This is a genomic window from Pseudomonas sp. C9D1 (genome assembly GCF_056491235.1).
In genome coordinates, this window is the sequence record NZ_JBSZIE010000001.1 from 1,462,113 (window position 1) to 1,483,608 (window position 21,496).

A 21,496-nucleotide genomic window follows, 5' to 3' on the forward strand; every position below is an offset into this window, starting at 1 on the left:
CGATGCGTGCTTGGTTGTTGGGCAGTTGCCTGGCGTTGATGGTGATGGCCCAGGAGGCTGCGGCGGGGACCGTGCTGGTCGTCGGGGATAGTATCAGCGCCGCTTTGGGGCTGGAAACCAGCCAGGGCTGGGTCTCCCTGCTGCAGAAACGCCTGGATGACGAGGGTTTCGAACACCGCGTGGTGAACGCCTCCATCAGTGGCGACACCAGTGCCGGCGGTGCTTCCCGGCTGCCCGCGCTACTTGGCGAGCACAAGCCGGAGCTGGTGATTATCGAGCTCGGTGGCAACGATGGGTTGCGTGGTCAGCCCCCTGCACAATTGCAACATAATCTTGCCGGCATGGTGGAGCAGTCGCAGAAAGCGGGGGCCAAGGTGCTGCTGCTGGGCATGCGCCTGCCGCCCAACTACGGCAAGCGCTACACCGATGCCTTCGCCCAGGTCTATCAGGATCTGGCCAGCGCCCGGCAGGTGCCGCTGGTGCCTTTCTTCCTTGAGGGCGTGGGCGGTGTCGAGGGGATGATGCAGGCCGATGGCATCCATCCGGCGGCGAGTGCCCAGAGCAAGTTGCTGGATAACGTCTGGCCAACCCTGAAGCCGTTGCTCTGAGGCGCTTCGGGAGGCTTTTCCGGGGCACGCCTTTCGGCTAAGGTTGCGCACCCGTCCTGGAGTCCTTCATGCCGCGCCCCGCCTGGTCCCTGCATGCCTATAAGCTGATCGAGCCCGACGAGCAGCTCGACCTGTTCGCTTGCCGCGAGGTGCGCCTGCACCTGGTTGCTCGCCAGCTTGAACTCGGCGGCCATGCGGACAGGACCCTGTGCGGGGGATTGCTGCCGGCGAAGCCGCGCTGGTGCGTGCTGGAAAAACCGCAGTTGCAGGACCGCCGCCTGTGCCCGGCCTGCCGCGCCGAACTGGACTCCCAGCGGGACGGCCACCGGCCCGAATGGTCCGACGGCTGAGCCCTCCCGGCGCGCTGCGTGCCGGTGTACAATCCCGAGTCTTTTAATCAGCCACTTTTGCCAAGGATTACCGGATGTTGTCGCGCGTTCCCGCCGTCGCCCGTTCCCTGTCCCTGATCGCGCTCGCGCTGGCCGGTCACGCTGCAGCGCTGGAGCTGCCCCTGCCGCCCCCCGGCGAGGATATCGTCGGCCAGGTCCAGGTGATCAAGGCCAAGTACGAAGACACCTTCGCCGACATCGGCGTCGCCAATGACCTGGGTTACCTGGAGATGGTCGCGGCCAACCCGGGCGTCGATCCCTGGCTGCCGGGCACGGGCACCGAGATCCTCCTGCCGACCCGCTTCATCCTGCCGCCGGGCCCGCGCGAAGGCATCGTGATCAACCTGGCCGAGTACCGCATGTATTACTTCCCGAAAGGGCAGAACGTGGTGCACACCTTCCCGCTGGGGATCGGTCGCGAGGGTTGGGGTTCCCCGATCAACACCACCAAGATCACCGCCAAGACGCCGAACCCGGCCTGGTATCCGCCCAAGTCCATCCGTGAAGAGCACGCCGCCGATGGCGACCCGCTGCCCACCGTGGTGCCGGCGGGCCCGGACAACCCGCTGGGCCCGTTCAAGTTCACCCTGGGCCTGCCTGGCTACCTGATCCACGGTTCGAACAAGAAGTTCGGTATCGGCATGCGTGTCAGCCACGGTTGCTTCCGCATGCTCAACAACAACGTGCTGGCGCTGGCCAAGATGGCGCCGGTGGGCACGCCCGTACGCATCATCAACGAGCCCTACAAGTTCGGCGTGAGCGGCGGCAAGGTCTACATCGAGGCGCACACCCCGCTGAACGACCATGGCGACCCGTCGGTGGTGGACAAGCACACCGCGGTGATCAACGCGCTGCTCAAGCGTGAAGACCTGGTCAACAGCATCCGCCTGGATTGGGAAGTGGTGCGTGAAGTGGTCGCGGCCGAAGACGGCCTGCCGGTGGAAATCGCCGAGCCTTCCGCTGCCGTGGCCAACAGCGAGCCCGCTGCCCCCAGCTTCTAAGCGGCACTGAACAGCCCGCCTGCCCTCATGGGGCGGCGGGCTTTTTCATGCCTGTGGAAATGTGCCGGGGTGGAATCGCAGGCATAAAAAAACCGACCCAGTGAACTGGGTCGGTTCGAGTAAAAGCCTTGTGGGCTATTACTTGCGGCTGGCTTTTTCCAGCATACGCAGAGCGCGCTCGTTAGCCTCGTCAGCAGTTTGCTGGGCTTTCTGAGCGGCGGCCAGAGCTTCGTCAGCCTTGCGGTAGGCTTCATCGGCACGGGCTTGAGCGCGAGCGGCTGCATCTTCAGTTGCAGTCAGACGGGCTTCGGTTTCTTTGGAGACGCTGCTGCAACCGGTGGCCAGAACTGCTGCCAGAGCCAGAGCAGAGAATTTCAGAACGTTGTTCATCGTGTTCCCCTTAAGGTGGACATTTCCATAAAAGCAATTCCCCGAGCTTGGGAAATTAGCCGGCGTACATACTACCCATAACTTGTAGTAAGTAAACTGACGCGGTGCAAGGAGGGGTGTTTTTTTTCACCTTCCCAGCCATTTCCGACGGTGCCTGTTCAAAAAGCATCCAGTTGGATAGTCCGTGAGCAGGCGAAGTTCAAAGTTTAGCCGAAGATGACGGAGATACCCTGCCGGCCCCGGCCTGGTTGAGTGGGGCTGTTTGTCGAGAAATGGCAGGCGTGGGTCGTTTTTGCATGTTTGCTGCTATGCGCGGATGTAAAGACCACAACTTCCCGTTCGTTACAGTGAACTGGTTCTTCATATTGTGGGAAATGCCGTGGATGGCCCATGGGCGCACTGATAAGCTGCGCCGGTTTTCATCCCGCATTCCAGGACATCAAGGACGGCGTAATGGCAAGACTACTTAAGTGGGTGGTGCTCGCGGCGCTCGCGCTGGCGTTAATCATCAAACTCTCCCTGTACCTTTCGGTCAGGTCGATCATGAATGATGCGATCCAGCAGCTTTCGCCGATCATGGACATCAGCTACGGTGGCATCACCTCGTCCTTCGACGGCCGCGTCGGCCTGGAGAACCTCAAGGTTCGTGTCCCCGCGCTGGGCGACAGCGTGCAGGTGACCCATGCCGAGCTGAAGTTCAATGGCCTGCGCGAGCTGCTCAGCTTCAAGGAGCGCCTGGACGAGGGCAAGTTCCCGAAGCAGATGGCCATGCGCCTGAAGGGCCTGATGCTGGACGTGCATGGTCCCTTCATGCAGCAGCTCTACGATGCGCCGACCGAACGCAGCATCTTCACCGCGATGAGCGAAGTCGCGTGCGGCAAGATCAACCATATCGGCACCAATGAGCTGCTCGACATGGGTTACCGCACCTTCGAGACTGACGCCGAGTTCTCCTACCTGTTCGAGCCCGGCGCGCAGAAGCTGACCTTCAATCTCACGTCCGATACCCGTGACATGGGCGAGACCCGCGTCAGCATGGCGCTGTCGAACATGTCCGAGAAGCCGGGCGACCTGCGGGTCAACCCGCCGCGCCTGTCCAGCGTCGTCTTCGAACTCAACGACAACCAGTACCAGCGCAAGGTGCAGGAATACTGCGCCGGTAAATTGGGCCAGCCCGCCGATGTCTATCTGAAGACCGCCGTGGAGCAGCTCGATCGCGTGCTGCGGGCGCAGAAGGTCGCTCTCGAGCAGCCGTTGCTGGATGCCTACGGGCGCTACCTGAAGGACCCGCAATCGCTGCGCGTCGAGCTGACCCCGACCGAGGGCATGAGCTGGGACGGCCTGCAGTTCTTCGAGCCCAAGGATGTGGTCGGCATGCTGCGCCCGGTGCTGCTGGTCAACCAGCAGGCGGTGCAGCCGATCGCCTTCGCCTGGGTCGACCCGGGCAAGCGTCCCGAGATGGGGGTTAACGAGATGGTTTCGGTAACGTCGGAAAATACCGACGCCCCAGGTGCCTTGCCGAAGTACGAGTTCGTCAAGGTATCCAGCCTGCAGGACTACGCAGGCAAGCGACTGCAGTTCATCACCTTCGATGGCGCCTATTACCAGGGTGTATTACATAAGGTGGAGAACGGTAAGGCTTTCCTGAGTGTCCAATTTGGCTCCGGCTCCGCCGAGATGTTTCTTCGGCTGGAAAAGATAGATAAGGTACGGGTGTTGTTTTAAAACCCCCTGAGGAGTTGCGATGAGCGAGGCGCTGTCCATCCACCATGACCAGGCAGGTCATCAGTTCGAGACCACCGTGGACGGTCATCGTGCTTACCTTGCCTACATGGATCTGGGCAAACAGACATTGGACATCTATCGCACCTTCGTGCCGAACGCGCTGCGTGGTCGGGGTATCGCCGCGGCGCTCACCGAGCGCGCGCTGGGCTTCGCTGAAGACCAGGGCTATACGGTGATCCCCTCCTGCTCCTATGTGGAGCGCTACATCGAGCGTCGCCAGCGTCACGCCCCCAAGGGCTGAGCTGGAAGCTGAAATGAAAACGCCGGGCAGATGCCCGGCGTTTTTCATTGCGCGGTCGATCAGCCGCGCTGGCGCTTGGGCAGCACGTCCTTGAGTTTGGCGTGCATGCTGCGCAGGGTCTTCTCGGTGGCTTCCCAGTCGATGCAGGCATCGGTGATCGATACACCGTACTTCAGCTGGTTCAGGTCCTTGGGAATGGACTGGCTGCCCCAGCCGAGGTGGCTTTCCACCATCAGGCCGACGATGGAGCCGTTGCCTTCGAGGATCTGGTTGGCGACGTTGTCCATCACCAGCGGCTGCAGGGCCGGGTCCTTGTTGGAGTTGGCGTGGCTGCAGTCGACCATGATGTTCGGCTTGATGCCGGCTTTGGTCAGTTCCTGCTCACAAATGGCAACGCTCACCGAGTCGTAGTTGGGCTTGCCGTTGCCGCCGCGCAGCACGACATGGCCATAGGCGTTGCCCTTGGTGGTGACGATGGAGACGCCACCTTCCTGGTTGATGCCGAGGAAGCGGTGCGGGCTGGAGACCGACTGCAGCGCGTTGATCGCGACTGTCAGGCTGCCGTCGGTGCCGTTCTTGAAGCCGACCGCCGAGGACAGGCCCGAGGCCATCTCGCGGTGGGTCTGGGATTCGGTGGTGCGGGCGCCGATGGCGGACCAGCTGATCAGGTCCTGCAGGTACTGCGGGGAGATCGGGTCCAGCGCCTCGGTGGCGGTGGGCAGGCCTTTCTCAGCCAGGTCGCGCAGTAGTTGGCGACCGATGTGCAGGCCATCCTGGATCTTGAAGGAGTCGTCCAGGTACGGGTCGTTGATCAGGCCTTTCCAGCCGACGGTGGTGCGCGGCTTCTCGAAGTACACGCGCATGACCAGGAACAGCGTGTCGGAGACCTCGGCTGCCAGGCCCTTGAGGCGATCGGCGTATTCGTGTGCGGCCTTGATGTCGTGGATCGAGCAGGGGCCGACCACCACGAACAGGCGATGATCCTTGCCATCGAGGATGTTGCGCACCACTTCGCGGCCATGGGCGACGGTGTGCAATGCGGCGTCGGTGAGCGGAATCTCGCGTTTCAGTTGCTCCGGCGTGATCAGGGTCTCGTTGGAGGCAACGTTAAGGTCGTCGATCGGTAAATCAGCCATCGTGCTAGTCATCAGGTCAGTCGTCAGGTCACAGGTGCGGGCCGCCAGCCATCCCGGAGCGGCGGGGCACGGCATTTGAGTGCGCGTCGGGGACGCGGAACCTTAACGCGTTACACGCTGGCTCGACAATGGCGCGAAGGGAGCAAATAGGCGGAAAATGCTCAGTTCAGGCTGGCAGCGGAGAACTCGGCGGCGTGCCGGGCGATCCATTCCTGGGCGATGCGCTCGATCGGCAGTTCCTCACCGGCCTCCAGCTCGCGCTGCTTGCGGTAGACCTCGATCTGGCAGACCTGCTCGACCATGCGGGCGCGGAACAGGGTTTCCTCGTCGGTGAAGCAGATGCCCACCAGGTAGTCGTCGGGCTGCTTGCGGCACCAGGCGACGATGCCCGCATAGCGCGCCTCGTCGCCCAGCAGGGGGATGCGCAGCTCGATCGCGGTGCCCTTGCGAAAGCCCCGCAGCGAGTTGCAGGCAACGCCGCCGAGGCTGATATTGTGCAGCCGCTGTCGCGGCAGGAAGCTGTGCTTGCGCAGTACCAGCTCTACAGGCAGATCGCTGGGGTGACGCAGGAATCGACGCATTTTTTGTGAACTCCGGATGCCATTATTCTGGCATCTCTTAGGGGCAGTATAGTGCGCGAACTGGAACTGACTGATTTCGATGCGGACCAGCAACTGCTGGGCCTGCCGGGCACCTCCCTGGTGATATTCACCAGCATAGGTTGTGCCAGTTGCCGCTGGGCGCGGCGCCATCTGTCGCAGATGCCCCTGGGCATCGACAGATTGTGCTGGATAGACGCCGGCAATAATGGTGGCCTGGTGCAGCGCTACGAGGTATTCCACCTGCCTGCACTGTTCGTGGTGCGGGATGGACAATTTCTTGGCGCCCTGCGCAGCACGCTGCAGGGCGACGACCTGAACCGCAACCTGGACGAGGCACTGGCCCGCCAGGCAGAGGAGCTTCCCTGATGACCCAAACCCAGCAACCGCGCATCGGCATCATCGGTACCGGTGCCATCGGCGGCTTCTACGGCTTGCTGCTGGCCCGTGCGGGCTTCGACGTGCACTTCCTGCTGCGCAGCGAATACGAGGCCGTGCGTGCCAATGGCCTGCAGCTCAACAGCGCTGTGCACGGCGCCCTGGCCCTGAACCCCGTGCAGGCCTATCGCGAGGTGGCCGAGATGCCGCCCTGCGACTGGCTGCTGGTGGGCGCCAAGACCACCAGCAACGCCGACCTGGCACCGCTGATCGCCCGTGCCGCAGCTCCGGGCGCCAAGGTGGTGGTGCTGCAGAACGGCCTGGCCGTCGAGGACGCGCTGCGCCCGCTGCTGCCGGATTCGCTGCACCTGCTGGGCGGGCTCTGCTACATCTGCGTCCACCGCGATGCGCCGGGCGTCATCGAGCACCAGTCCCTGGGGGCGGTGAACCTCGGCTACCACTCCGGCCCGGCCATCGATGATGGCGCGCGCCAGGCGCTGCTGGAGGAGGGCGTCGGGCTGTTCCGCGCGGCGGGACTCGATTCCACCGGCATGCCCAACCTTGACCAGGCGCGCTGGCAGAAGCTGGTGTGGAACGTGCCCTACAACGGCCTTTCGGTCCTGCTCGACGCCGGCACCACGGCCTTGATGCGCAACGCCGACGCCCGCGAGTTGATCCAGGCGATCATGCAGGAAGTGGTGGAGGGCGCACTGGCCTGTGGCCACAGCCTGCCGGAAGGGTTCGCCGGCAAGCTGCTGGCTTCCACCGACCGCATGCCCGACTACCTGCCCAGCATGTACCACGACTTCGCCCAGCGCCGGCCGCTGGAGCTGGAGGCCATCTATGCTGCACCCCTGGCAGCGGCCGCTGCGGCCGGCAAGGAATTGCCGCGCATCCGCGCGCTGTACCAGGCCCTACGTTTCATCGACGCGCGCAACCAGCAATAAGGAGAGGGGTATGGCGGGAGGACTGGCGGACAAACTGGTGCTGGCGATTTCCTCGCGGGCGCTGTTCGACCTCAATGAAAGCCACCGGGTGTATGAGGCCGAAGGCATCGAAGCCTACCGCCAGTACCAGATCGAGCACGAAGACGAGGTGCTCGAGCAGGGCGACGCCTTCCCCCTGGTGCAGAAACTGCTCGGCCTCAACAGCGAGTTGGGGCAGGCGCGGGTCGAGGTGATCCTGGTGTCGCGCAACAGCGCCGATACCGGACTGCGCGCGTTCAACTCGATCCAGCAGCATGGCCTGGCCATATCCCGCGCGGCCTTCTCCGGCGGCCGCAGCCCGGGGCCTTATCTCAAGGCGTTCGGTTGCCACCTGTTCCTCTCCACCCATGTGGACGACGTGCGCGCTGCACTGCAAAGTGGCTTCGCCTCGGCGACCATCCTGTCCGGCGGGCCGCGCCGGGCCGCGAGCAACGAATTGCGCATCGCCTTCGACGGTGATGCGGTGCTGTTTTCCGACGACTCCGAGCGCGTCTACCAGCGCGGCGGGCTCGAAGCCTTCCAGGCCTACGAGCGCGAAGCTGCCTTGACGCCACTGGACGGTGGCCCCTTCAAGCCCTTCCTCTCGGCGCTCAACCGCCTGCAGCAGGAGTTCCCCGCCGACGCCTGCCCCATCCGCACGGCCCTGGTCACCGCGCGCTCGGCGCCGGCCCATGAGCGGGTCATCCGTACCTTGCGCGAGTGGGACATCCGCCTCGACGAATCCTTCTTCCTCGGCGGGTTGGAAAAGTCCTCGATCCTCGATGCCTTTGGCGCCGACGTGTTCTTCGACGACCAGGCCGGGCATTGCGAGAAAGCCCGCGAAGTGGTCGCTACGGGCCATGTGCCGCACGGTGTAAGCAACGAACCGCAGATCTGACTAAGCTGAGACGAGGCCCGCCACCCAGGCAGTAGGAGGCCTCATGATTCGTTCGATTCTCTACGCCACCGACCTTGGCCTCTATGCCCCCTACGTGCTGCAGCACGCTCTCGCTCGCCCGGGTCTACCAGGCCGAGCTCTACGTGGTGCACGCGGTGGAGCCCCTCGGGTTGTTCGCCGAGTCGGTCCTGCAGACCTACCTGGATGAAGAGCGCCTTGCCGACCTGCGCAGCAAGGGCCTGGGCACCGTCATGGCCAGCATCGAACAGCGTGTGCTGGAAGGGTTCCGCGACGAGATGGGTGACGCCCAGAGCGAACTGGGGATGATCCGCGCGGTGCGCGTGGTGCAGGGCGACCCGGCCCAGGTGATTCTCGAAGAGGCGCAGAAACTCGGGGTGGATTTGCTGGTCGTAGGCAGTCATAGCCATGGCGCTGCGCTCGATACGCCCCTGGGGCGGACGTCGGCGCGGCTGGTGCAGTTATCCGATGTGCCGGTGTACCTGGTGCCCATGCTGCAGCACCGGGGCAGAGGAGAGCTGTGACGGCGATTACGAATGACGTGCAAAACTGAAAAAAACGTCTAGTTTTATCCATCAAACCATTAATATGGTTATAAACGTCGCTGACCATCCATTGCGTCGTCATTTGCTTTGAGGGACATCTATGAAGCTTCAGCAACTGCGCTACATCTGGGAAGTGGCGCACCACGACCTCAACGTGTCGGCCACCGCGCAAAGCCTGTACACCTCGCAACCAGGTATCAGCAAGCAAATCCGCCTGCTCGAGGATGAACTGGGCGTCGAAGTATTCGCCCGCAGCGGCAAGCACCTCACCCGCGTCACTCCGGCGGGCGAGCGCATCATCACCACCGCCGGGGAAATCCTGCGCAAGGTGGAAAGCATCAAGCAGATCGCCCAGGAATTCTCCAACGAGAAGAAGGGCACCCTGTCCATCGCCACCACCCACACCCAGGCGCGCTACGCGTTGCCGCCGGTGATCAGCAACTTTATCCGCCAGTACCCGGACGTGGCCCTGCACATGCACCAGGGCACGCCGATGCAGATCGCCGAGATGGCCGCCGACGGCACCGTCGACTTCGCCATCGCTACCGAGGCCCTGGAGCTGTTCGGTGACCTGGTGATGATGCCCTGCTACCGCTGGAACCGCTGCGTGATCGTGCCCCAGGGCCACCCGCTGACCAAACTGCCGAAGCTGACCCTGGAAGCGCTCGCCGAGCACCCCATCGTCACCTACGTGTTCGGTTTCACCGGCCGTTCGAAGCTGGACGAAGCCTTCAGCCATCGCGGCCTGACGCCGAAGGTGGTGTTCACCGCGGCCGACGCCGACGTGATCAAGACCTATGTGCGCCTGGGCCTGGGCGTGGGCATCGTCGCCAAGATGGCGGTGGACCCCAAGCTCGACAGCGACCTCGTGGTGCTGGACGCCGGCGAGCTGTTCGAGTCCAGCGTGACCAAGATCGGCTTCCGTCGTGGCACCTTCCTGCGCGGCTTCATGTGCGACTTCATCGAGAAGTTCGCCCCGCACCTGACTCGCGACATGCTGGCCAAGGCGGTGCAGTGCCACAACAAGGCCGAGCTGGATGACCTGTTCCACGACGTCGAGCTGCCGACCTACTGAGTCGACGCCCGCAAACGAAAAGCCCGGCATCTGCCGGGCTTTTTCATTCTGCTTCGAGCACCTGGTGCAGGAACTCGTGGAACACGGTGTAGACCTGCTCGCTGCCGTCGTCGCGACGCACGACGAAGAAGGGCGCGGTGTCGATGCCGTAGTGCTGGGCGACCATCCAGCCGCTGCTGGCCGGGTTGCGCTCGTCCGCCACCATCACCCGGTCGATGCGCCCCATGTAGCCGCCGCGCTCCAGCAGGCGCTGCACGTCCTTGCACTTGTCGCAGTCCTCGCCATCGGCCAGGACCTTCTTCACCAGGGTGATCTTCATCGGCTCAGTTCTTCGCGATCAGGTTGCCGGCGTGCAGGCCGCATTCCTTCTGGGTGGCTTCTTCCCACCACCAGCGGCCTTCGCGCTCGTGCTGGTTGGGCAGCACGGGGCGGGTGCAGGGCTCGCAGCCGATGCTGATGAAACCGCGCTCGTGCAGCGGGTTGTAAGGGATCTCCAGCATGCGGATGTAAGCCCAGACTTCGTCGCTGGGCATCTGCGCCAGGGGGTTGAACTTGTACAGCGGGTTGTCGGGTGTGGAGAAGGCACCGTCCAGTTCCACCGCGGCCACCTTGCTGCGGGTGCCGGGGCTCTGGTCGCGGCGCTGGCCGGTGGCCCAGGCGCGCACGGTAGACAGCTTGCGCCGCAGCGGCTCGATCTTGCGGATGCCGCAGCACTCCTCGTGGCCGTCCTTGTAGAAGCTGAACAGACCCTTCTCGCGAACGAAGGGCTCCAGCTTGGTGGCGTCGGGGGAGAGCAGTTCGATGGCAATGCCGTAGTGCTCGCGGACCTTCTCGATGAAGCGGTAGGTTTCCGGGTGCAGGCGACCGGTATCCAGGCTGAACACCTTGACGTTCTTGTTGAGCTTCCAGGCCATGTCCACCAGCACCACGTCCTCGGCACCGCTGAAGGACAGCCACAGGTCGTCGCCGAAGTGTTCGAAGGCGAGCTTGAGGATGTCCTGGGGGGATTTGCTGGCGTAGGCCGCGGCGATCTCGGCGACGTCGAAGGGTTGGTTCATCAGGCGGTTTTCCTAGTTGAAATGGCGCTACGCGCTCTATGGCGCGGATGGTAGCAAAAGCAACTTATGCGCCTAAATAACCATAAGGCAGGGGGACTGCCCTGTTTGGGTATAAGTGCCGCGTTGCGTGGCTGCGGGTGAAAAGCTAGAGTGCCGCCTCCCTAACAATTCAATAACCGAGGAATGTCTCGTGGAAATCGCCTGTCTCGACCTAGAAGGTGTGCTGGTTCCGGAAATCTGGATCGCCTTCGCCGAAAAAACTGGAATCGACGCGCTCAAGGCCACGACCCGCGATATTCCCGACTACGACGTGCTGATGAAGCAGCGCCTGCGCATCCTCGATGAGCACGGCCTCAAGCTGTCCGACATCCAGGAAGTGATCGCCACCCTCAAGCCGCTGGAAGGCGCGGTGGAGTTCGTCGACTGGCTGCGCGAGCGCTTCCAGGTGGTGATCCTCTCCGACACCTTCTACGAGTTCTCCCAGCCGCTGATGCGCCAGCTCGGCTTCCCGGCCCTGCTGTGCCACAAGCTGATCACCGACGACACCGACCGCGTCGTGGGCTACCAGCTGCGCCAGAAGGACCCGAAGCGCCAATCGGTGATCGCCTTCAAGAGCCTCTATTACCGTGTGATCGCTGCTGGCGACTCCTACAACGACACCACCATGCTCGCCGAGGCCCACGCCGGCATCCTGTTCCATGCGCCGGAAAACGTGATCCGCGAGTTCCCGCAGTTCCCGGCGGTGCACACCTACGAGGACCTCAAGCGTGAGTTCCTCAAGGCGTCCGATCGCCAGCTGAGCCTCTGAGCCCAGCCATGAAAAAGCCCGCGAAAGCGGGCTTTTTCGTTTCTGTCTGCGTGGCGCTGGGCGAATGGAGCTCCTACAAGCCTTCCAGGGTGCGCAACAGCACCTGCACCTTGGTGATGGATTCACGGTACTCCTCTTCCCACTGGGAGTCGGCGACGATGCCCCCACCGCCCCAGCAACTGGCCACGCCGTCCTTCACCAGCAGGGTGCGGATGGCGATGGAGCTGTCCATCTCCCCGCGTACGTCGAGGTAGACCAGCGAGCCGCAGTAGATGGCGCGGCGGGTGGGCTCCAACTCGTCGATGATCTGCATGGCGCGGATCTTCGGTGCACCGGTGATGGAGCCGCCGGGGAAGCTGCCCACCAGCAGGTCCAGCGCGTCCTTGCCCGCAGCCAGGGTGCCGCTCACAGCGCTGACCAAGTGGTGCACGTTGGGGTAGCTCTCCAGGGCGAACAGCTCGGGCACCTTCACGCTGCCGGTGGCGCAGCTGCGACCCAGGTCATTGCGCAGCAGGTCGACGATCATCAGGTTCTCGGCCCGGTCCTTGGGGCTCGCCAGCAGCTCTGCGGCCTGTTCGGCGTCCTCGTCCGGCGTGCGGCCCCGGGGGCGGGTGCCCTTGATCGGGCGGGTTTCCACCTGGCCCTTGCTCAGCTTGATGAAGCGCTCCGGTGACAGGCTGAGGATGGCGCCGCCACCGGCCAGGGCCTGGTAGGCGGAGAAGGGCGTGGAGCAGGCTTCGCGCAGCGCCAGGTAGGCCGCCCAAGGGTCGCCCTGGCAGGGCGCCTGGAAGCGCTGGGCGAAGTTCACCTGGTAGCAGTCACCGGCAGCGATGTACGACTGGATGCGTTCGATGGCCGTTCTGTAAGCCGTTTGCGACAGATCGGCCTGAAAGGCGCGGGTAAGACGAAATTCCTCGACGTTGTCGGGATTTTCCGCGCACTCGAACAGGTCTATCAGTCGCAGTCGCTCGCTTTCGGCGAGGCTCGGGTGGAATACCAGCTGGCTGGTGCGGTGCTGGTGGTCGCTGACCAGGGCCCAGGCATAGAGGCCGAGTTGGGCGTCCGGCAGGTGGCGGTCATCCAGGGCCTGCTCGGGCAGTTGCTCCAGCCGGCGGCCGAAGTCATAGGAAAAATATCCCATCAATCCGCCCGTGAATGGCAGTTCCACGGTATCGGGGGAATCCGCCGGGCCCAGCTGCTGCAAGGTCCCGCGAAGGCGGCAAATAAAGTCGTTGGCCGATTCGTCGGGTCCCGGCGCCAGTTCTGCCAATGGCCAGGCGCTGAATAGGTCATAGCGTCCACGACTGGCAATGGGCCGGCCGGCGTCGAGCAGCACCGCTCCGGGTGCATGGCGGACGAGGGCGAAACGCTGTCCCGGGTGTTCGTGGTAGGGCAGAGGGTGTAGGAGGCAGTTGGGCATGATGGACGCAAAGAGGGCGCGAGTGAGGATTCTAGACCGCCTAAATTGTCGATCCTAGAGCCGTTTCTTAAGTTTACGCAGGAAATGCATTCTGATAATTATGGATAAATCCCGCGGGGTCATATCCCCGTCCCACAATGATAAAGATACAGGGATACAGGCCGTGGATGCAGTTCTCGACCCCGCAGCCGGCAGCCTACTGCGCTCAAAACTGATGACGCCCCAAGCGTCTGCCGACTATTTGCCACGACCGCAGGTGCAGGCGGTCCTGGCTGCACACCCTCACGCGCGCCTTTTGCTGTTCTCGGCGCCCGCAGGCTTTGGCAAGACCACCGCCCTGGCGACCCTCGCAGAACAACGGCGTGAGGCCGGTTCCGCTGTCGCCTGGTTCTCCCTCGGCAGCGAGGACGACAACCCCTCGCGCTTCTTCCAGCAACTGATCAAGACCCTGGGTGCCGCCGTGCCCGGCATCGGTGCCCATGCGGCCGGCTTCCTGCAGAACACCATGCAGGTGCCGGTCGCTGCCGTGCTGGAAAGCCTGCTGGTGGAACTGACCGCCCTGGAAGGGCCGCTGCTGCTGGTGCTGGATGACCTGCACCTGCTCAGCGACACGGAGATATTCACCGCCCTCGGTCGCCTGGTGAAGATGGCGCCGGCCCACTTCACCCTGGCCATCGGCAGCCGCTCCCTGCCACCGATGAACCTCGCCACCCTGCGTGCCAAGGGCTGGCTGCTGGAAGTCGGGCTGGACGAGCTGCGCCTGACCGAGGAAGAGACCCGCGACTACCTGGACCGCAGCGGCCTGGAGCTGGACGAGGCGACCCTCGCCGCGCTGCACAGCCAGACCGAAGGCTGGCTGATCGGCGTGCACCTCGCCAGCCTCTGGCTGCGCCACCAGCCCCAGGCCTCCGACCAGGTGCTGGCCATGGGCGGCGACCAGGCGGCCGTGGGCGACTACCTGCTGACCACCGTTTTCGAGCAGTTGCCGGCGGACCTGCAGGACGCCCTGCTGGCCCTCGGCATCGCCAGCCAGTTGAGCGGTGACCTGGCCAACGCCCTGACCGGGCGCAACGACGGCCAGGCCCTGCTGGAGCAGCTGGAAACCATGCAGCTGTTCCTCCTGCCCCTGGACCGCGAGCGCCAGTGGTACCGCTTCCATCACCTGTTCGCCGACTTCCTCCGGGCCCGCCTGGTGGCCCAGGAGCCGGAACGCTTCAAGCAGCTGCACTTCAATGCCAGCCTGTGGTTCACCAACCACCACATGCAGAACCTCGCCATCGAGCACGCCTGCCTGGCCGAAGACCCGGAAATGCTCGCTGCGCTGGTGGACGGTTGCGGCCTGGAGCTGATCAACCGTGGCCAGCTGAACCAGATCTACCGCTGGCGCCAGTTCGTGCCCGACGACATCGCCGAGCGCTACCCGACGCTGATCCTCGCCGATGTGTGGAACCGCGCCACCGAGCTGGCCCTGCCCGAAGCCAACCAGATGCTCGACGAGCTGCTGGCGCGCTGGGGCGGTACCGGCGCCCAGGCGCCGCTCAGCGAGAAGTACCTGGCCGCGCTGGCGGTGAAGGCCGCCATCGCGCTGCAGAAGGACGACCTCGACCTCTGCGTGAGCCTGGCGCGCAAGGTGGAGGGCCTGCTCGGCCAGCACGAGGCCTTCCTCGAAGTGGCCATGCTGGTGATCGGTGCCCTGGCCCTGGTGATCCTCGCCCAGCCCGAACAGGCAAGGCGCCTGCTGGCCCTGGCGCAGCAGCGCAACCACTTCCTCGAGGGTCGCTACCTCGACATGCAACTGGGCAACGTGGAGGTGCTTCTCTCGCTGGAGCAGGGCCAGGTCAAGCAGGCCCAGTTGCTGCACGAGCAGATGCGCGCCCAACTGATGCCGTTGTTCGGCGAGAAGTCCCGGGCCCTGGCCCTGCCGGTGATCATCGAATCGCTGATCGCCTACCAGCAGGGGCGTCTCGACGGCCTGGAAGAGCGCCTGCGCTGGGCGCTCAACCATGTGGACGTGATCAAGCCCATCGATATCTATGCCCAGGGCATGCTCTTCCTCGCGCGCATCCAGCGCATGCAGGACAAACCCAAGGAAGCCCTGGCCAGCCTGGTGCTGATGCAGAACCTGGCGGCGCGCAACCACTCCTGGCGCTTCTACGTGCAGGCGGTGGCCGACGAGGTGACCCTGATCCTCCAGGAGCCGGCGACCGACCGCATCAAGCGGGCCGAGCTGCGTCTGAAGGCGGTGGACTGGGCCAAGCTCGCCGCCGACTACGCCAAGCGCGGCTTCAACCCGGTGCTCTGGACCCAGGGGCTGATCCGCGTACGCCTGCAGCAGGCGCGTGGGCATTACAGCGAGGCGTTGCACGAGATCAACCAGTTGCGTGCCCAGCTGCAACCCGGCTGGCATGGCCTGCAGCGCCTGCGCCTGGACCTGCTGGCCGCCCTCAGCTACCAGCGTCTGGGCTACCAGGAACGGGCCCAGAGCCTGCTGGTGCAGTGCCTGCTCAGTGCCGAGCGCGAGGATGTGCGCAGCCTCTTCGTGGAGGAGGGCGATGCCATCCGCCTGCTGCTGCAGCAACTGGAAGCCGCCGAGCGCCAGCCCGCGCTGCAGGGGTTCATTCGCAGCCTGCTGGCCATCTGGCCGGGACAGGACGTACGCAAGTCACAGGATGTGCTGGAAGAAGGGCTCACCGACCGCGAACGCGAGGTGGTCCTGCTGGCGGCCAAGGGACTTTCCAACGAGGAAATCGGCCAGCAGCTCTCGCTGGCCCTGGGGACCGTGAAATGGCACCTGCACAACATCTACGAGAAGCTCAAGGTGCGCAATCGCACCCAGGCGATACGCCGGGCGCGGGAACTGGGGCTGCTGGAAGCATGAGCGCCCCGTCCAACGATGCGCTGCCCTTCCCGATGCTGCGTACCAAGCTCTTCCCGCCGGATTCCGGCGGCCGTCCACGCCTGGCGCGCAAGGCCCTGATCGACCGGCTGTTCGAGGCTCGCAGCCAGCGTGTGATGGTGCTCAGCGCCCCCGCTGGGTTCGGCAAGAGCACCGTGCTCAGCCTGTTCCGCGAGAAGCTGCAGCAAGCCGGTGCACGGGTCGCCTGGCTGTCCTGCGATGATTCCGACAGCGAGCCCCAGCGCCTGCTGCAATACCTGGTCGCTGCGGTCGAGGCGGTGAAGCCGGGCTTCGGCAGCAACACCGCCGGGCTGCTGCGGGGTGAGGTGAACTGGCCGGTGGAGGCGATCATCGACGCCTTCGTCAGTGACCTGCAGCGCCTCGACGGCGAGCTCTACGTGATGCTCGACGACTTCCATCGCATCCGCCACGCCAGCCTGGAGCAGGGCGCCCGCCACCTGGTCGAGCGCCTGCCGCGCAACGTGCACCTGGTCAGCGCCACCCGCTTCACCCCGCGCAGCCTGTTCATCGAGGGCGAGGCCTTCACGCTGCAGGCCGAAGACCTGCGCCTGTCCCTCGAGGAAACCGAGGCGTATTTCCGCGAGGTCCGCGAGCTGGAGCTGAGCCGCAGCGAGCTGAAGCAGCTGCATGCCCGTACCGAGGGCTGGATCACCGCGCTGCACCTGGCCAGCCTGGCCCTGGCGCGGCACCCGGACCGCAAGGCCTTCCTCGCCAGCCTCAGCGGTACCGAGCGCAATATCGCCGACTACCTGGCCGAGGACGTGGTCAACAGCCTGCCCCTGGCCCTGCAGCAGTTCCTTGACCAGACCTCGGTGCTCGACGAGTTCTGCGCCGACCTGTGCAACGCCCTGACCGGCCGCCGCGATGGCCTGGACATGCTGATGCGCCTGCAGCGCGAGCAGCTCTTCGTCATCGCCCTGGACGAGCAGGGTGAATGGTTCCGCTACCACCACCTGTTCGCCGAATTCCTCCAGGGCCGCCTGCAACGCCATACCGACAGCGCCACGCTGCTGCATGCCGCCGCGCGCTGGTGCGAGAGCCACGACCTGCCGGACCGCGCCATCAAGTACGCCCTGCGCGGTCGTGACTACGGCTTCGCCGCCGAGTTGCTGGAGCGCCAGGGCGCTCGGCTGATCGCCGGCAACCGCGTCTACGGCATCCTCTCGATGCTCAAGGAAGTGCCCGCCGATGTGATCCGCGAGCACCCGGTGTTCCAGATCTTCTACGCCTGGCAGCTGGCCTTCGAGCAGAAATTCGCCGAGTCCGAGGCGCTGATCGAAGAGGTCAGCACCCGCCTGCTGCAGGGGCGCGGCAAGGTCATTCACTTCGGCCTCGGCGAGCTGCTGGCCGCCTCCCAGGTGCTCAAGGCGCTGGTGCTGCTGTACCAGGACAAACTGGAAAGCTGCCTCAAGGTCGCCCGCCAGTGGCTGGCCATGGTGCCGGACAACCAGCCGGTGTTCCGCGCCAGCCTGTCCTGCGTGCAGGCGGCGGCCTATGCGTTGCTGGGGGAGTTGCGGCGACGCGTCGAAATCCATCGCCACCGCACGGGATTGCTTGCGCATCGTCGACAGCGAATACCTGCATGTGATGACCAGCCTGATCGAGTCGCTGATCTGCAAGGAGAGCGGCGAGCTGGAACGCGGCCGCTCCATCGCCGAGATCGCCCGTGGCCGTGTCGAGCGGGTCTTCGGTCGCCGCAGCCGCGTGGGTGGGCCACTGGTGTTGGCCTACGCCGACCTGCTTTACGAGCAGGATCGCCATGCGGCGGTGCTCGCCGAACTGCCCCTGGCTACCACCTGGCGCGACGTGGCGACGCCGGTGGAGCTGATCAGCCGTGGGCAGTTGGTGATGGCGCGGGCGCGCTTCTTCGCCGGTGAGCCGGAGCAGGCGCTCAATCAATTGGATGACTGGCTCGCCGGCCTCCAGGGACCGGGTTACGAGCGGGTGTTCGCCCACGGCATGGGTTGCAAGGTGCAGTTCCTGCTGTGGCTGCGCCGCCCCAATGAAGCCGAGCGCGTGTGCCTGCAACTGGAGCGCCACCTCGCGGCCCTGCCGCTGGCGCGCTATGCCGATGCTCATACGGCGCTGGCCTTGTCCGTCGCCCGCCTGGCCCTGACCGAGCGGCGCCCGGAGAAGGCGCAGAGCGCGCTGGAAACCTGCCTCGCCCGCCAGGGCGCCGAGCACCAGCGCGACCGGCGCCTGCGCCTGTCCCTGTTACTTTCCGTGGCCTACTGGCGCAAAGGTAACAGCGACAAGGCCTTCGCCCTGTTCCTGCCCACCATCGAGGAAGCCTGGAACCGCGGCTACCGGCGCTTGTTCCAGGACGATGCGTTGTGGCTGCTGCCCCTGTGGGAAGCCTGGCGTGCCGCCGAGCCCAAGAAGGCCGGGGCCTGGCAGGGCATCGCCGAGACGCTGCGCGAGCAGTGCCGGCGCCTGGCGGTGGACCCGGAAACCTTCGACGAGAACCAGGATGTGAGCCACCGCGAGCGGGAAATCCTGCGTTTCGTCGCGGCCGGCCTGTCCAACCGGGACATCGCCCAGGCGGTGCACCTGTCGGAAGCGACCATCAAATGGCACCTGCACAACCTGTTCGCCAAGCTGGGCGTGCGCAGCCGCACCCAGGCGGTGCTCAAGGGCAAGAGCCTGGGCCTGCTCAGCGAGGCCTGATGCCACTAAAAAAACAGCAAGTTGCCATCCTCCATCCCTTGGATGGGCTGGCAGCGGAGCGGGGGCTCAGTAACGTGAGAACCAGGTCGAGAAGCCTAGTGCTTCACGAGTCCAGACCGGCGCGCATAGGGAAGCAGCGCTCGTGCTGGAGGTCGGTGCAAACCGACCCGACTGCCGCTGACAGGAGGTAGGCGGCAGGCCCCCGGGGCAACCCACCTGTGAACCTTGGAGATAACAACAATGAAAAGCTTCAAACAACTGGCTCTCGCCGCTGCTGTGCTCGCTGCTCCCTTCATGGCCCAAGCCGACCTGAAAGCCATGGATGACTCCGCTCTTTCCAGCGTTACCGGTCAGGATGGCATCAGCATCTCCGGTAACTTCAACGGCACCATCGGCAGTGTGGTTTACAACGACAAGGAAGGCAGCGCCACCGGCAGCCTGCGCCTTGAAACCATCGCCTTCTCCGGCTTCAACATCTCCGACAGCGCGCCGATCCTGGTTGACGTGATCGACGGTGGCAGCGGTGCCGGTGCCAGCGACAAACTGCAGATCACCCTGCCGACCATCACTGGCGAGCTGAGCGTCGGTGCCATCCGCATGGGCGACGCCTCTGCCGCCAGCATCGGTTCCCTGGCCGTCAGCGACCTGAACCTGGCCGGTACCACCATCAAGGTCTGGGGCCACTGATAGGTCGCTCCATCCTGTGATGCGGAAGGTCCCGTCGGCTCCGGCCGGCGGGCCTTTCTTTCGTAAGCCCTGTATTCGGAACGGCAATGATCGAGATCCTGGTCGGCAGTCTGCTGGGGTTGTTCGGATTCACCCAGGCCGTGGACACCAAGCCACAGCCCAAGGGCTCCGTGAACATCACCCAGGCCATGGTGCCCAACGGTCCCTACCGGGAGACCGTCAATCCGGAGCCCATGAGCCAGCTGCAGTTCCGCAACGTCATCCGCCAGGCCTATGACTACAGCTGCGGTTCCGCCGCGCTGACCGGGCTGCTGGACTACTACCTCGGGCGCAACCTCGAGGAGCGCCAGGTGATGGAAGGGCTGTTGCGGTATGGCGAGGCCGACAAGATCGTCGAACGACGCGGTTTCTCGCTGCTGGACATGAAACGCTTCGTGGGGGCGCTGGGCTACAAGAGCGGAGGATTCCGGGCCGAGTTCGAGGACCTCGACCAACTGGAACACCCCGCGCTGGTGCCTATTCACTACGGTGGTTTCAAGCATTTCGTAGTGGTGCGCGACGTCTACAACGATCACGTGTTCATCGCTGATCCCGCCCTGGGAAACATCAGCTTCACCCGCACCCGGTTCGAGGAGGTGTGGGATGGGAACGTGCTGTTCGTGATCTACCCGACAGGCAACGAACCGCCAAACGCCATGGCCTTGACCGAGCGCGACCTGCGCCTGGTGGACGATCGCACCGTCAGCCTGCTGGCGTTCCAGCAGTTCCCGCAGATCACCAAATTCACCGAGAACCAGATCGACCAGCTGGGCTCGGGAGGCGACATCCAGTACATAAGACGCAAATAAGAAAACCCGCATAAGTAAGAATAAAACCAGGGGTAAAGGTGCCATGGGAGTGAGGGGATACGCATGGCTGGCCGTGCTGGCGCTGGGCGCCTGTGGGCCGCTGTGGGCCGAGGAGAGCTCGGTGGACGATGCGCGTGAGGCGCTGACCAAGAAAGAAGGGGATGCCGACAGCGCCAAGGCGCTGGAGCAGGTATTCCAGGCCTCGGAGAAGAGCTACACCCTGCTGAAGAAAGGCGAGCGCACGCTCACCTACGGCTTCGATTATTCATTGGTGCGTGATGTGCAGATCGAACAGGTCCGCACCGGCACCAACGTCTACAGCGTGATTCCCCGCAGCGAAGCCCAGCACACCTTCACCAACTCCTTCACCTTCGACTACGGCATCTGGGACAACCTGACCTTCAGCGTGCGCCTGCCCTTCGTGGCCAAGTACGACACCGAGCGCGACGTCAACGTCTACAGCCTCGGCGACGTCTCCGGCAGCCTGCGCTGGCAACCCTGGTCCGCCACCCGCGGGCGCCCGGTCACCACCCTGTTCGCCACCCTCGGCCTGCCCACCGGCGAGAGCCCCTTCGACATCAACAACGAGACGGACCTGTCCACCGGCAACGGCTACTACAGCCTGGGCGTGGGGGCCAACACCTCCTACGTGATCGACCCGGTCGTGCTGTTCGGCTCGGTCGGTTACACCTACAACATGCCGGTGCACGACATCCACCAGAACCGGGGCGGACGCCTGCTGGAGGATGTGGACCCGGGCAACACCCTGTCCCTGAGCATGGGCTTCGCCTATGCGCTGTCCTACGACGTGTCCCTGGCCACCTCCTACCAGATGGCCTACACCACCAAGCCGACCTACACCTTCGGCGACGCGGAATTCGAGGGCACCGAGCAGACCAGCGCGATCATGAACTTCTCGCTCGGCCTGCGGACCTCTCCCGACTACATCGTCAACATCAACGCCGGTTTCGGCATGACCGAGGACTCCCCGGACGTGATGCTGGGGTTTTCCGTTCCTCTGGACATCAAGGGCCTGAAGGCCCAGTAACCGGCGAGGCAGGGA

General features: G+C 64.4%; 20 protein-coding genes and 2 pseudogenes. 16 read left to right on the forward strand and 6 right to left on the reverse strand.

The annotated features are described in order from the left end of the window. The first annotated feature begins 2 nt into the window (after nt 1-2). The 3 genes from ACXI0U_RS06775 (at nt 3) to ACXI0U_RS06785 (ending at nt 1,998) form a co-directional block, all read left to right on the forward strand. Nucleotides 3-608, forward strand: coding sequence for an arylesterase (locus ACXI0U_RS06775; RefSeq protein ID WP_479549931.1), 606 nt, complete (start codon nt 3-5; stop codon nt 606-608). A gap of 68 nt (nt 609-676) precedes the next feature. Continuing rightward, the gene (locus ACXI0U_RS06780) at nt 677-958 is read left to right on the forward strand and encodes a hypothetical protein (RefSeq protein WP_021220351.1); all 282 of its coding nucleotides are present in this window, start codon (nt 677-679) and stop codon (nt 956-958) included. A 74-nt stretch (nt 959-1,032) separates the two neighbouring features. Beyond that, complete coding sequence (locus ACXI0U_RS06785; RefSeq protein ID WP_021220350.1) at nt 1,033-1,998, forward strand: L,D-transpeptidase family protein; 966 nt, start codon at nt 1,033-1,035, stop codon at nt 1,996-1,998. A gap of 138 nt (nt 1,999-2,136) precedes the next feature. Here ACXI0U_RS06785 and oprI read toward each other — a convergent pair whose 3' ends face one another. Next, nucleotides 2,137-2,388 (reverse strand): outer membrane lipoprotei OprI, encoded by a 252-nt coding sequence (oprI, locus tag ACXI0U_RS06790; RefSeq protein ID WP_003448337.1) that lies wholly within the window; start codon nt 2,386-2,388, stop codon nt 2,137-2,139. 453 nt (nt 2,389-2,841) lie between these two features. Between oprI and ACXI0U_RS06795 the strand changes: the two genes are divergently transcribed. Both ACXI0U_RS06795 and ACXI0U_RS06800 read left to right on the forward strand, forming a co-directional pair. After that, the gene (locus ACXI0U_RS06795) at nt 2,842-4,113 is read left to right on the forward strand and encodes a hypothetical protein (RefSeq protein WP_374981888.1); all 1,272 of its coding nucleotides are present in this window, start codon (nt 2,842-2,844) and stop codon (nt 4,111-4,113) included. A 19-nt stretch (nt 4,114-4,132) separates the two neighbouring features. Then, the gene (locus ACXI0U_RS06800; RefSeq protein WP_021220347.1) at nt 4,133-4,414 is read left to right on the forward strand and encodes a GNAT family N-acetyltransferase; all 282 of its coding nucleotides are present in this window, start codon (nt 4,133-4,135) and stop codon (nt 4,412-4,414) included. A gap of 59 nt (nt 4,415-4,473) precedes the next feature. Here ACXI0U_RS06800 and ACXI0U_RS06805 read toward each other — a convergent pair whose 3' ends face one another. Together ACXI0U_RS06805 and ACXI0U_RS06810 are read right to left on the reverse strand one after the other, a co-directional pair. Then, entirely contained in the window at nt 4,474-5,550 is a 1,077-nt protein-coding gene (locus ACXI0U_RS06805; RefSeq protein WP_271660557.1) for a 3-deoxy-7-phosphoheptulonate synthase, read from the reverse strand. Nucleotides 5,551-5,711: 161 nt separating this feature from the next. After that, a complete protein-coding gene (locus ACXI0U_RS06810; RefSeq protein ID WP_021220345.1) occupies nt 5,712-6,131 on the reverse strand; it encodes a PilZ domain-containing protein in 420 nt (139 codons plus the stop codon). Between the two features lie 51 nt (nt 6,132-6,182). Here ACXI0U_RS06810 and ACXI0U_RS06815 point away from each other — a divergent pair, with 51 nt between their 5' ends. The 5 genes and pseudogenes from ACXI0U_RS06815 (at nt 6,183) to cysB (ending at nt 10,028) form a co-directional block, all read left to right on the forward strand. Beyond that, complete coding sequence (locus ACXI0U_RS06815) at nt 6,183-6,518, forward strand: YbbN family protein (protein WP_021220344.1); 336 nt, start codon at nt 6,183-6,185, stop codon at nt 6,516-6,518. Beyond that, a complete protein-coding gene (locus ACXI0U_RS06820) occupies nt 6,518-7,474 on the forward strand; it encodes a putative 2-dehydropantoate 2-reductase (RefSeq protein WP_271660558.1) in 957 nt (318 codons plus the stop codon). Before ACXI0U_RS06815 ends, ACXI0U_RS06820 begins: the two co-directional genes overlap by 1 nt. Nucleotides 7,475-7,484: 10 nt before the next feature. Continuing rightward, on the forward strand, nt 7,485-8,390 hold the full coding sequence (locus ACXI0U_RS06825) for a 5'-nucleotidase (protein ID WP_021220342.1): 906 nt from the start codon (nt 7,485-7,487) through the stop codon (nt 8,388-8,390). Nucleotides 8,391-8,433: 43 nt separating this feature from the next. Then, a pseudogene (locus tag ACXI0U_RS06830) lies at nt 8,434-8,932 on the forward strand (universal stress protein). A 121-nt stretch (nt 8,933-9,053) separates the two neighbouring features. Next, nucleotides 9,054-10,028, forward strand: a complete 975-nt coding sequence (gene cysB, locus ACXI0U_RS06835; protein ID WP_021220340.1) for an HTH-type transcriptional regulator CysB — start codon at nt 9,054-9,056, stop codon at nt 10,026-10,028. A gap of 43 nt (nt 10,029-10,071) precedes the next feature. On the opposite strand, the gene ACXI0U_RS06840 is transcribed toward cysB, so the two are convergent. Both ACXI0U_RS06840 and ACXI0U_RS06845 read right to left on the reverse strand, forming a co-directional pair. Continuing rightward, a complete protein-coding gene (locus ACXI0U_RS06840; RefSeq protein WP_021220339.1) occupies nt 10,072-10,347 on the reverse strand; it encodes a hypothetical protein in 276 nt (91 codons plus the stop codon). 4 nt (nt 10,348-10,351) lie between these two features. Next, nucleotides 10,352-11,086 (reverse strand): phosphoadenylyl-sulfate reductase, encoded by a 735-nt coding sequence (locus ACXI0U_RS06845; protein WP_479549932.1) that lies wholly within the window; start codon nt 11,084-11,086, stop codon nt 10,352-10,354. Nucleotides 11,087-11,276: 190 nt separating this feature from the next. Between ACXI0U_RS06845 and thrH the strand changes: the two genes are divergently transcribed. Beyond that, nucleotides 11,277-11,894, forward strand: a complete 618-nt coding sequence (thrH, locus tag ACXI0U_RS06850) for a bifunctional phosphoserine phosphatase/homoserine phosphotransferase ThrH (RefSeq protein ID WP_021220337.1) — start codon at nt 11,277-11,279, stop codon at nt 11,892-11,894. A 73-nt stretch (nt 11,895-11,967) separates the two neighbouring features. Here the strand turns inward: thrH and pabB are convergent, their stop codons facing one another. Then, nucleotides 11,968-13,314: an aminodeoxychorismate synthase component I gene (gene pabB, locus ACXI0U_RS06855; RefSeq protein WP_479549933.1), complete on the reverse strand. Its 1,347-nt coding sequence runs from the start codon at nt 13,312-13,314 to the stop codon at nt 11,968-11,970. A gap of 163 nt (nt 13,315-13,477) precedes the next feature. Here pabB and ACXI0U_RS06860 point away from each other — a divergent pair, with 163 nt between their 5' ends. The 5 genes and pseudogenes from ACXI0U_RS06860 (at nt 13,478) to ACXI0U_RS06880 (ending at nt 21,481) form a co-directional block, all read left to right on the forward strand. After that, nucleotides 13,478-16,192, forward strand: coding sequence for a winged helix-turn-helix domain-containing protein (locus ACXI0U_RS06860; protein ID WP_374980395.1), 2,715 nt, complete (start codon nt 13,478-13,480; stop codon nt 16,190-16,192). After that, a pseudogene (locus ACXI0U_RS06865) lies at nt 16,189-18,898 on the forward strand (helix-turn-helix transcriptional regulator). Before ACXI0U_RS06860 ends, ACXI0U_RS06865 begins: the two are co-directional and overlap by 4 nt. 240 nt (nt 18,899-19,138) lie before the next feature. Continuing rightward, entirely contained in the window at nt 19,139-19,585 is a 447-nt protein-coding gene (locus tag ACXI0U_RS06870; RefSeq protein ID WP_021220333.1) for a DUF6160 family protein, read from the forward strand. Between the two features lie 86 nt (nt 19,586-19,671). Then, nucleotides 19,672-20,433 (forward strand): C39 family peptidase, encoded by a 762-nt coding sequence (locus ACXI0U_RS06875; RefSeq protein WP_021220332.1) that lies wholly within the window; start codon nt 19,672-19,674, stop codon nt 20,431-20,433. 43 nt (nt 20,434-20,476) lie between these two features. Then, the gene (locus ACXI0U_RS06880; RefSeq protein WP_263403372.1) at nt 20,477-21,481 is read left to right on the forward strand and encodes a transporter; all 1,005 of its coding nucleotides are present in this window, start codon (nt 20,477-20,479) and stop codon (nt 21,479-21,481) included. Nucleotides 21,482-21,496 lie beyond the last annotated feature (15 nt).